We start from the raw sequence: 10,527 nt of genomic DNA, 5'->3' as shown, positions 1-10,527 counted from the left end.
CGAATTCGCCAGGGACAGGTGACCTGAAAAGTGTTTTCTTCTCCGGCAATGCGTTTGATGCGAGCATTTAGAACTTGCAGGCGCGCTCCGTAGTTTGCCTTTGCTTCTACTTGGTGCACCAGATCGACTTTGGTTCCGTCTTTGAAAGGAGTTGCTGGAGCTCTCATCCACCGCAGATATTCAATAAAGCTCGCCGTCGGATCTGGGTTGGGACTGGGATCCGAGGGATGTCCTAACCAGGGAGAAGGTTGGGAATGGTTGCCGCCCCCTCCACCACCACTCCCCCCTCTCTGATTGGGGGGATGGCCTCCTCCTCGACTTCCTGAACTTGGCGGACGGCTGGGATCCCGCTGCTGGGGCGAGCCTCCGGGACGGGGAAGGGGTTGCGGGGCGTTGGCAGGACGATTGCTAGGCATTTGATCTTCTCCTAAAGCTGGAAAGCAGTATTAGGAATTGCGAAGCGTTTCCCGAAATTCGCGCAACATAGCGCTGGTGCCAATTTCTAAGGCGCGTCGAATGAGTTGAGGCACAAGCCTGGGGATGTCGAAGTCTGGGAAAAGTCGGCTGCAGCTCGATTCTACGTAGTCTTCTCCCTGCAGAATAAACATCCGTAAACTTCGCTCACCCAAGAGCCAAACTTCGGGCACACCAGTAGCTTTATAAGCATCGATAAAGGTTCGGGAAGTAATGTCGGACTCAATGGCCAGATCAGGCGGAGGCAACAGATCGACATCGATCCTTCCCTCACACCCTCGCATCTGCTCTAGGTGATGGACATAAAAGCAGGTGTCAGGCTCCACCCCAGCACTGCCAGACTTTTTAAGGGTTGTTGAGCCAAAATCTTCCCAGTCTCTCCCTTGAGAATCAAGGAGAGCTTTCACAATATCTCCGGCAATGCGGTGAGGGCGCTCATGTTTGGACAAGGGAGACATAATCTCTAAAGTGCCGTTGTAATAGGCAACGCGAGTGTGGCGGTCTTCCCCTAACTCCTTCAAAATGCTCTCAAAGTCTTGCCAAGTCAGCGAATGGATGACCACTTGGCTTCCTTCACACAGGGAAATAGACTGGATTGGAATGGCTACGCTCATTATTCCCCTCCGCTAATGTCATGGTAAATGGCTGTAGCCCAGAAGCTGAATTCTTGTGCCAAAGCAAGTCCCAGCCCTGTTAAACCCAGGTACTCTTCAACTCCCAACCCCATGAGACGATCCAGGCCGTTGGATTTGGCAATTTCGTTTTGACCGGATATCTTTTCTAGGCAATCGAAAAACTCCTTGACCACCTCTTTTTTGCCCTCTTGGCTAAGGGCATCTTCTTCGGCCTTGAGGCGCAGCAAACCCCAGGTGGAAAGATAGGTGTACAGCTCCACAGCCTGGTTCTTCTGCTCTTTTAGCCTTTCTGTATCCTTGGTTTGTGCTCTGAGCTGGCACAGGGATTCGTAAACGGGCTTGGCTAATGTACGCGGGTCAAAGCTATTCATAAAACCTCCCTCCTAGGTTGAGATCTAGTTCAAAGACAGCTCCACAAAGCCTCGGCCCAAGCTTTCCTGGCCGCCAATCTGCATAATCTGGTTGGATTGCAGCAGATCTCGAAACTCTTTCATTGCCTCCTCAGAACTGCCATTTGCTTGGGCTGTAACCCCCCAGGTAAAGTACATCAAGCTGTCAGGAGGAATGGCCTCTTCATAGCGGAAGCCTCCTTCCACAACCTTGTGCTCGCTAAGCTTGACTTTCACCTGCCGCCACAGGCTCATTTGAATGAGGGTGGCACAGTGCTGATCGGGTAAAACAATCACGCGACTGATATTAGGATCTTTGGTGTAGCTCTTCCATTCCGACCATTGTCGAAGACCCTCTTTGAGAATGGCATCTTTGAGGTAAATGGGGCGGTTAGTGCCCAAGCTCGTACTGTAGGGATCCGGCACTGACAGATTCTGGCCTGTTAGCCGCAGCCAGCGCTTGAGCAGAAGCGGGCAGCTTATCCACACCACCCCGTGGCTGAGGGAGGGCACCGGGATCCAAAGCAAGGAGCCATCCCCAATCCAAATGGATCCTTGGGTCAGCTGATCCCCTTCCCCAATTTCGTTGCCAAAGAGCTCAAATTTTTTGTCTTTATCGGCCACGCTGGCCCGCAACCTGCCCCGAATGGTGCTGGAAGGGATGTAGGGCAAATTGGTGTGGGATTCGCGGGCAATCCCCAAGAGGTTCCCTTCTTGGGCAGTGCCGCCGGTGTGCAGGGGAGTCAATAGATGGAGGTAGGCAATCTGAAAAGTCATGGATGGGCTCCTTTTGCGAGTAAGTATTCAAGGACTGAAAGCAAAACTCAGTTGGCCCAAGGCAGCCATAGGAGCTCGCTATAGCCCAACAGCCGCCAGCGGTGGAACACGTTGAGCCGGCCATCTTCTAGCTCGGGCTCTTCTTGGTTGAGGGGGGCCGGCTGCTCCAGGTAGTAGATACTGCCAGGGGGCGCGGCAAAAACTTGGGGGGCGGGCAGGCTCATCTGCCGCTGCTCTGGGGGGCGATCCACCCGCAGGCGTCCACTGATGGCAACGGGCTTGCCGGTGGCCACGCTCACCAAGGGGCCGGTGAGGGGATGGGCGGGGTGGGGAGTGGCCAATCTCCATTCCCAGGGCCAGGCGCGGCAGAGGGAACGCCCGTCCACCTTTTTGATGAACACACCTGGGGTCACCAAGTAGGCCAAAGCGCGTCCGGCTTGGCAAAAGGCGGCCTGAGAAAGGTCCTGCAACTGCTGCCACTGCTCCTGCAGCTTCGGACAGGGGGCCAGCAAAGCGCAGTGGCCTTCTCCCCCCAGCCGCAGCACTGCTTCCTGAGTAAGGGGTAGGGGATCCCAGGCTTCGCGATCGGGATCCCAGCCCTCGATGGAAAGGGCCAAACTCCAGCCCGGCTGAAGACGGATGCAGGTCTCCACAAAGTAGCCATCGGCTTCCCGCACCTGCCGCTTGCTGACTTGCAGGGTGTTGTGGGGCCGTACTTCATACTTCAGCGGCGGCTTAACGGCCTGGCTGAGATCCCAGCCTTTGCCTTCCAGCGCCTTTTGCACCGCCTCGAAGGGCAGATAGCCTCCCGTTTTTTTCTTCTTGCTGCTCTGGCTGCCTTCGGGTTCCTCCTCTGCTGGCCTCAGGGACACCAACGGGGCTGGCCGAGTGGGATCCCAGTGGCAATGGAAGTAGGGATCCGTATTGTCCAACCAAGGAACGGGAACAAGGGGGAATCCGTCTTCCAGATGCAGAGGGGCGGGGAAATAGAGCCTTTCGTCGTGGCAGAGAAAGGGGCCCCGCAGCCGCAGCGTCATCGGCTGGCCCAGGTAGGCTTGAACAGCCCCGGCCAAGGTGTGGCCACTGGGGGGAAAGCTGCTGTTGGCCCAGGCCCGCTCTCCCGGCGCAAAGGGCTTAGCATCTCGAAACATCCACACATCCAAGGGTGATAGGGTAAACCAACTCATCGGCTGTTCCTCCCCAATTTCACGGTGCGGTTGCGCAGCACAAAAGCCGCCAGCTTGAACCAGTTTTTGATCTCCAGATCCCACGCCTGCGGCTGGGCGGGCAGGCTGTGCTGCCAAAAATGCTGAATAAACTCCACAAGCTTGTTCTGGAAGTGCTCTTTCTGCTCCGATTCCTGTTTGAAGAGATCCCGGCGGCTGCAAAAGAGCGTGGCCCAGGCTGGCACCGCCTCTGGGCTGGGGGCAGGATGTTGCTCCCACAGTTGGGCTGCCTGCTCAAACAAGGAGCTTTGATCCTGCTGCTGGCCCATGAGCTTCCAGTCAAAATCAAGGAGATCCTTCCACTTGTCGAACGTGTCGAACTTGCTGGTGCTCACCAGTTGGTTGCCATTGGCAAACAGCACCCGCACCTGCACGCTGTCTTTGGGGCAGCCATGGGCATAGAGGTGGCTCTTGGCTTCTTCTTCCGCTTGCCAAAGGTTTTCCAGGGCAATGGCCAGAGGCACCGAGTGATGGGCAATCACCACGCCGAAGCTGATGGTGGCTGCGGATCCCAGGGTAAAGAGGGGGCGCCGGCTCAAACCTTCGGGAGGCCGCCCTTTTTTCCACTGCCAGTAGTCCCCCAGGTTCTCAAACTCCCGCCAGTCATCCTCTCCCCCCCGGAAACACTGGCGAATATCCCACAGCCAGCCATCCCACTCCCAGAGGTTGGTGTAGGCCAAAACGTCGTCCCCACCGGCGTAGATGAGCCTGCCGGCATAGCGTTGCTCTGTTAGGTAGGGCACCAACTGGCCGGAAAAATCCAGCAGGGCGCGGCTTAGGGCGCTGTGGGTGGCAGGCCCCATGCGCTTGCGGCTGTTTTTGACAAACTTCTGAAAAGCGTCTTTGACTTGCTCCAGCTCCTCCTTGTCCTTGCCAAAGACCTCGCCAATGGCTTCCGTTTGCCCGTTGGCCAGCCGCTGTAGGGGTTGAGGCAGATAGTCGTAGTAGGATTTCATCTTCTCGCCCCTGAGCCATTTGCCCATGTCGTCCCCATCCCCGGCAGCCAGCACGTACCAACTGGCGGGGTTAACGCTGGGGTAGTAGCGGCCTAGAAGCGTCTCGATGTCCTGCCGGTAGCTTCTTTGCGTTTCCTCGTCCAGCTCCAGGTCTTCCACCAGCCAACCAGCATTGAGCAGACGGGGATGGTAGCGCAGGTTCTGCTGGTCGGCCCACGGGATCCCCCATTTGCCCCGCATTTCCCGCAGCACCCCTCTGACCTCCGGGTAGCGGGCCTCCACTGCCTGACAGGCCTGCTCGAAGTGCTCTCGTTCCCGTCGCCCTTGGGTTTTGAGGTAGCCGGCTACGCCAGCGGTGAGATCCGGGTAAGAAGCGGCAATCTGGTCTTCATCCAGCTCGCGGAAGAGCTCCGGCAGCACTTTGTACAAGCCCCGCTTGAGGGTTTCAGTGGCATTGAGCTGTTCCCGGCCATCGAAGAGCCCGGCCTGCCGCTGCCAAAGCCGCCGACTCTCCCCTTCTGTTATCCACCCCTGCCGCGGTGAGGGATGCACCACCGGCCCCAAGCCCGAAACGGTGCTGCGCGGCCCAAAGGCAACGGGGAGCTGCCAATCGCGGGCCTGCTTACAAGCTGCCTGTAGGCGCCGAGTTTGCTCCACTGCGGCTGCCCACCAAGATCCCACGTTGAGTCCGGCTTTGTATTGGCGGCGCTGTTGTCTTTGGGGATCCCAAAAGCTAGCCCGCAGAAACTCCAGCTCCTCATCAGCAAAGAGCTTTTGCTTAGCCCCCAGGTGATAGGTGCGGTTTTGGGCACTGACCCAGGGATCCGCATCAATGGAAACATGAGGGGGCCTAAGGATGCCGGTATCCTTGAGAGAGTGAGCCGGGGATCCCAAGGGCACAGCTGCCCAGTAGTGCTGCCACTGATGCTCCAGCCATCCCTGCCAGGTGGGGTCCTCTGGGTGCAACTGCCTCAGCCAGCGGCGATCCCCCTGCAGGTAATCCAGCACCTTCTGGGCCAACTGCTTCCATTCTTCCTTGAGGGTCTGCTGGGCAAACTGCATGGCCGCCTCCACCCGCTCTTCTGGCAGCAGCAGCAGGAGCACGTTGGGAAAACCGGCGGTGAGCAGGGCGTTGGCAGAAGGTTGAGGGATCCATTCTTCAAATTCGGGGTACTTCTCCCGCAGCCAGTGGTCGATTAACGGCTGGCCGTAGAGGCTGGGGTAGAGCAGACAGTCGGGGCCGTATTTCTCGGCAAGCCGCCAACTCATGCGGGCAGAAAGATAGTGCAGCAGCCAGGATCCGGCCCAAAAGTCCCGCATCTTGCGGCTGGCTTTGATCAACTCTTGGATGGGGTTGAAGGTAAAGCTCACCAAAAAGGGTCGCGTGGGCTCCTCGTAGCCGGCCAAACATCCGGCCAAGGCTGCGGTGACGCTGGCGTGGCTCCACAGGGATCCGTCTGGCAGCCGGGTTTCTGCCGGCAATAACAACAAGCTCTCATCCCCAAACTCCTGACAAATAGCTTGGGGAAAGCACCGCCAAAACCACCAAAACACTTTTTGGGGATCCGTCTCCTGCCGAACCCAATCGGGGATGGCGCTCTCCTCCCGTTCCATCAGGTAGTCTGCACGGGAGCGGGCATCCTTGAGGGCTTGGTGTTGGTCATCGGCCAATTGCCAAAAGCGCTTGCGCCCGGAGAGCAAGTGGCTCATTTCTAGTCCAAGACCCAAGTTGCGATCCTCAACTTGATAGTTGATGGCTATGGGCAAATGGCCAATGGCAGCCCGGTCGCTGGCCGAGGCGATGAGATCGGCATCGCCTATGGGAGAGGATCCCTCGGCTTTGGGAGAAGACCATCCCTGCATCGCCGCCAGTCTGGTCCACGGCCCTTCCTTGGAGCGGCCAGTCCTGTCGTGTAGGGCTTTGAGGGCGGGATCATGTAACAGACCCCAGAGCTTAGCTTGCCAGTAGTAAGACATGGTGTTTTCGCTGGAGAAACAGAACAGTTAGGAACTCCTCGAACATCGATCTGATCCCGGCCAGCCCTCAGTTTTCTTCAGTATTTCTCAATAGCCGTTGTTTGACCAAAAACCCAGAACCTGAGGGCGAACCGATGTCTTTAGCCTACGGAGAAGTGGAAAGATCCCCTTCCAACTTCCCTTCTGCCCAGGTCAATTTGGGAAACAGCTCTTCCAGGCCAGGCAGCAGGTCTTGCAAAACAAAGCTTTCTAGAGCTTCGCTGTTCAAAGGGTCTAGATTCATCTGCACATGGGCAACATCGTTGCGGTACTGGCTGAGGCGAGACCAGAGATCGGCAAGCTGCTTGGCGTCGGGCACATGGGTGGTAATAGGAGGAAGCGCCTGGGGCTGGTCTTCCCGTGGGATGAGGGATCGGCCCGATTCGCCAGTCGCAGGGGGATCTCCAAGGGGCTGGTCTTTCCGCGGAATGAGGGATCCCAGTTGGTGTTCGATCTCCTGCCGCGCTTCCCGCTGGCGGTAGTTGGGCAGCCCCTCACACAAGCAGAGGGCCGAGATCACCCACTCCCGAGCTAAGAGAATTGCCTGCGTGGTGAAGCGTTTCTCCACATACCAGCGCAGCAGTTGAAATTGCTTTTGAACTTGAGCCTTGGCATCCGTAGCTCTGTCTGCTGGCAAAGCCAGTTGGCTGTAGCTATCCTGAATGCTTCGCAGCAGCAGACCAAAAGGCTTGGCAAATTGGCCCACCTCTTCTGCCAACTCCTGGGTGGAGTGCCTTTGCAACCTAAGCAAGTCATCCTCCAAAAGGCTGACCGGTCTTACCAGCTCCAGGGAACGAGAGATATTGCGGATGGCTTGGCCAAAGTTCTGCAGCCGGATGGGCTTGGGATCCCTTTTGCCAGACTTTTGTCGGCGGTAAAAGTCCCGTTGAACTGTATCCAAAAGTTGGCCCAACTCCAGCGCCGAGCCGGTGCTGATGAATTTGTCGGTAGCCGTCAGCCAGTCCAAAAGACGAAGGGCGGGGGTGAGATCGATGATGGGTGTTTCCTGCTGGTCTTTGAGATAGAGACCGTAGTACAGCCCCTGAATATTTACATTCTTGGCCTTGCGCAAAAGGGCGGCTCCCAAGAGCACCAGTACGGGGATGGAGCGAAAGGCGTGGGTGATATCGAAAACCAGCCGCGTATGGGGCTCGATGCTATCGACCAGCACATCGAAGATCTCCCAGGTCTCTGCCTCGGTTTTCCCTTCAGGAATGGCCTTGGCAATTTTCTCCACGTGGGGGGGTAGGCAGTCCTGTAGATGCTTCCAATGGGTGTCATGTGCTTCTTGGGTTAGCAGCACAATCACCCTCTCGATGTCAAAGAGCTGACAGAGGGCTTTGGCAACATAACGGGTTCTATCGGCTTTCCGCTCCCCAAAAACATACACCGTCTCGCTGTAGGGGCTGGTGCCTAGAGTGGTCAAAAGGGTATTAGCCATAGGGATCCTCTCGATGACGGCTTTCAAGCATTGAAGCACGGGCATCTTCAAGCTACTGCAGCTTGGAAGCCCCCCCTTCTCAAGTTGCCTGGAGAGGGTTCTGGGTTGAATGTTGCCCTATCCTCTCCCGAAAAGTGGCATCCTCTGCTCAGCCGGTGCCAGAAAGATGGGGATCTCTACCCCCAAAATTGAGTGGAGCCATCTTGCCGCTGGATTTGGATCCCTGCTCGACAACTGTTTCAAAACGGTGAAGGTGGGGGATGTCAGAGCTAGCCTAGACAGAGATTCGGCCATCCTAAACAACGGGGATCCTGTGATGCTATCGACTCCAGAGTTGTCCATTTCAGGTCAAAAGCTAACTCCTGAACAGTTTCTGGCCTTGCCGGAGGGGGATATTGTCTATGAGCTAGTCGATGGGCGGGCCGTCTCCAAAAACGAACCCATGTCGCCAAAACGCTTCCATGCTCGTCTCCAACCGGTGTTGTGGCAAATTTTGGAGGACTGGTGCTCTAGCCCTGAGTGTCCTAAGCCTGGGTCAGCACATACTGAGTGGGCAGTTGTTTTAACACGAAAGGCAGAGCCCTGGATCCCAGTTCCTGATGTTACTTACATCTCTAACGAGCGGTTGCCGGTTGAGGCCATGACCGATGAACCTTGTTTTGCCATTCCCGAGTTGGTGATCGAGATCCTTTCTCCTGGCCAGAGTTTTGGAGCCATAGCTCAGAAGGCAACCGATTATCTGGAGGCTGGGATCCCCAGGGTTTGGGTTGTGGATCCCCAAGCCAAGAGCATCACCGTCTTCTATCCCGATGCCCCGCCGCGCACCTTTACGGGATCCCAAGCCATTCAAGATGATTTCCTGCCGGGTCTAAAGGTGATCCCTCAAGATGTATTCGCTCAAGCCCGGATCCCTTAGGAGGTACCTAGCGAGCCCACGATAATCAGAGTTAGTTCCAGAAAGAAAGAGAGCATCCGGCAGAGGTGGCCACCCGCTCGGGTCTGGAGCTGATTGGCTCAGGAATGCCGAAGGGATCCCGAAGCGATATTCCCTGCTAGGGGCTAATGGCGAGGCGAAAGAGCTTCTCATCGGCTAGTTGAAGGACTTCCTGCCCTGCAGCCGCCAGTTGTTCCGGGGGCAAGTTCCGGTATTTGTCAATAAACTCGGGCAAAACTTGAAACTCCACCCGCTTGCCGGTCTCTCGGTGGATGACCACGCTGCGCATTTTTTCAAGAGATTCGACCTCCACCAGCTTCAAGTTCAACTTGCCCAAACTGGCCCCTGTTGCAGCATGCAAGCCATCCACAATGCACACGAACGGGATCTCTGCCGGCGACTCGTGAATGACCTCCACCAGAAAACGGTTCCTAGAAGTGTGGGGAGTTGGACTCACCAAGCCCAGCTCCTGCAGAGCGCGCATCCCCATGCGATAGCCGACCACGGCCCAAGGCCCAGCTCCGCCATGAATTTCCGTTACTCGCTGAATGGCCGCCGCCGTCGAGTCCGTTGCAGAACTGGTGACCGGATGAGCTGTCGCCGGCGCTCCCAGAGTTAGCTGAAGTGCGATCAGCAAAAGAGAAAGCTGCTGTGGCTTGGCAATGGATGACAGGTTCATAGGCAGCGAGAGAGCTGATAAAGAGGAGATGGGTCAAGCCATCCTAAGCTCTACCCTTCGAGGTTGCCTATGCGGGGGTAGGGGATCCAGCCCTCTTCTGGGAACTCTTCCGAAAATCACCTCCTGGCTGAAGAGGGCTAAGACCAATGGTATTGTCAGAGGTAAGCCCCTGGGCGTTGAGCACTTTCACGTGGCTGCTGTGGTCGAAAGTGCCTTGCTGCTGGCAGCAGGCCTTAGCACCCCTGACTGCCCTTTCCACTGATCGCCCTGGGGCGCCGCGCGCTGCTTGACAGAAGCGAGCTGTGTTCACTAGCATTTCTTACATATGTTTCATGTGGCAGTTGTGTGATGAGCCACTCAATGACTGCTGAAGCTTCAATGGCAAACCCAACACATGTCCCTTACGAAGCTCCCGTAGTGGACCTATGCCTGCCCGTGCGAGGAACTACCCTCCCAGCAGATCACGGGTACGCTCTACTCGCGGCGCTATGCCACCAAGTACCAACACTGCACCGAAACCCTCACATCGGGATTTTGACAACAGCGGGAATTGGAGACAGACGAGGCAAAATCTTACTGACTCCGCACTCCCACATTAGAATTCGGCTGCCCATGGAAGCAGTGCCGGAGGTGTACAAGCTAGCCGGCAAGCAATTGAAGATTGGATCTCACGAAGTACAGCTGGGGATCCCCAGGATTTTTACTCTCAAACCAAGCACTTCCCTAAAAGCCCGAATTGTTACAATCAAGGGCTACACCGAGCCAGATCCATTTGTGCAAGCTGCCCAAGACCAGTTAGAGAAGCTTAAGATCTCAGGCCGGGTATCAGTACTGCAAGATAAAACTGGGAAACCCTTGCGCAAGACCTTGAGAATTAAAGGGCATACGATTGTAGGTTTCTCAACCTTAGTAGAGAACCTACAGGAAGAAGACTCAATTCGCCTCCAGCAGGTAGGGCTAGGTGGCCGGCGGCGCATGGGTTGTGGATTCTTTTTGCCGT

At 56.5% G+C, this 10,527-nt stretch carries 9 protein-coding genes; 2 read left to right on the top strand and 7 right to left on the bottom strand.

Annotated features, from left to right (window positions below; translation table 11 throughout):
* Positions 1-446: 446 nt before the first annotated feature.
* The 6 genes from NW834_RS12035 to csx2 all read right to left on the bottom strand — a co-directional run bounded on the left by NW834_RS12035 (position 447) and on the right by csx2 (position 7,914).
* Positions 447-1,088: a Uma2 family endonuclease gene (locus NW834_RS12035; RefSeq protein WP_414419129.1), complete on the bottom strand. Its 642-nt coding sequence runs from the start codon at positions 1,086-1,088 to the stop codon at positions 447-449.
* Positions 1,088-1,480 (bottom strand): hypothetical protein, encoded by a 393-nt coding sequence (locus tag NW834_RS12030; protein ID WP_414406439.1) that lies wholly within the window; start codon positions 1,478-1,480, stop codon positions 1,088-1,090. The genes NW834_RS12035 and NW834_RS12030 overlap by 1 nt, the downstream gene beginning before the upstream one ends.
* Before the next feature lie 24 nt (positions 1,481-1,504).
* Positions 1,505-2,275 (bottom strand): type III-B CRISPR module RAMP protein Cmr4, encoded by a 771-nt coding sequence (cmr4, locus tag NW834_RS12025; RefSeq protein WP_414419130.1) that lies wholly within the window; start codon positions 2,273-2,275, stop codon positions 1,505-1,507.
* Between the two features lie 47 nt (positions 2,276-2,322).
* On the bottom strand, positions 2,323-3,462 hold the full coding sequence (locus NW834_RS12020; RefSeq protein ID WP_414419131.1) for a type III-B CRISPR module-associated protein Cmr3: 1,140 nt from the start codon (positions 3,460-3,462) through the stop codon (positions 2,323-2,325).
* On the bottom strand, positions 3,459-6,434 hold the full coding sequence (gene cas10 / locus NW834_RS12015; RefSeq protein WP_414419132.1) for a type III-B CRISPR-associated protein Cas10/Cmr2: 2,976 nt from the start codon (positions 6,432-6,434) through the stop codon (positions 3,459-3,461). Before cas10 ends, NW834_RS12020 begins: the two co-directional genes overlap by 4 nt.
* Before the next feature lie 145 nt (positions 6,435-6,579).
* Entirely contained in the window at positions 6,580-7,914 is a 1,335-nt protein-coding gene (csx2, locus tag NW834_RS12010; protein ID WP_414419133.1) for a TIGR02221 family CRISPR-associated protein, read from the bottom strand.
* A gap of 166 nt (positions 7,915-8,080) precedes the next feature.
* Here csx2 and NW834_RS12005 point away from each other — a divergent pair, with 166 nt between their 5' ends.
* A complete protein-coding gene (locus tag NW834_RS12005) occupies positions 8,081-8,830 on the top strand; it encodes a Uma2 family endonuclease (protein ID WP_414328896.1) in 750 nt (249 codons plus the stop codon).
* A gap of 136 nt (positions 8,831-8,966) precedes the next feature.
* Here NW834_RS12005 and NW834_RS12000 read toward each other — a convergent pair whose 3' ends face one another.
* Positions 8,967-9,527: a formylmethanofuran dehydrogenase subunit E family protein gene (locus NW834_RS12000; RefSeq protein ID WP_414419134.1), complete on the bottom strand. Its 561-nt coding sequence runs from the start codon at positions 9,525-9,527 to the stop codon at positions 8,967-8,969.
* A 348-nt stretch (positions 9,528-9,875) separates the two neighbouring features.
* On the opposite strand from NW834_RS12000, the gene cas6 reads away from it, so the two are divergent.
* On the top strand, positions 9,876-10,527 hold a 652-nt coding region (gene cas6, locus NW834_RS11995), incomplete at its 3' end, for a type I-MYXAN CRISPR-associated protein Cas6/Cmx6 (RefSeq protein WP_414426319.1).

This window comes from Synechococcus sp. R60.1, from assembly GCF_047461835.1.
Classification (GTDB): Bacteria; Cyanobacteriota; Cyanobacteriia; order Thermostichales; family Thermostichaceae; genus Thermostichus.
Note: the sequence above shows the minus strand (reverse complement) of the source record. Positions and strands in the feature narration are given on the sequence as shown.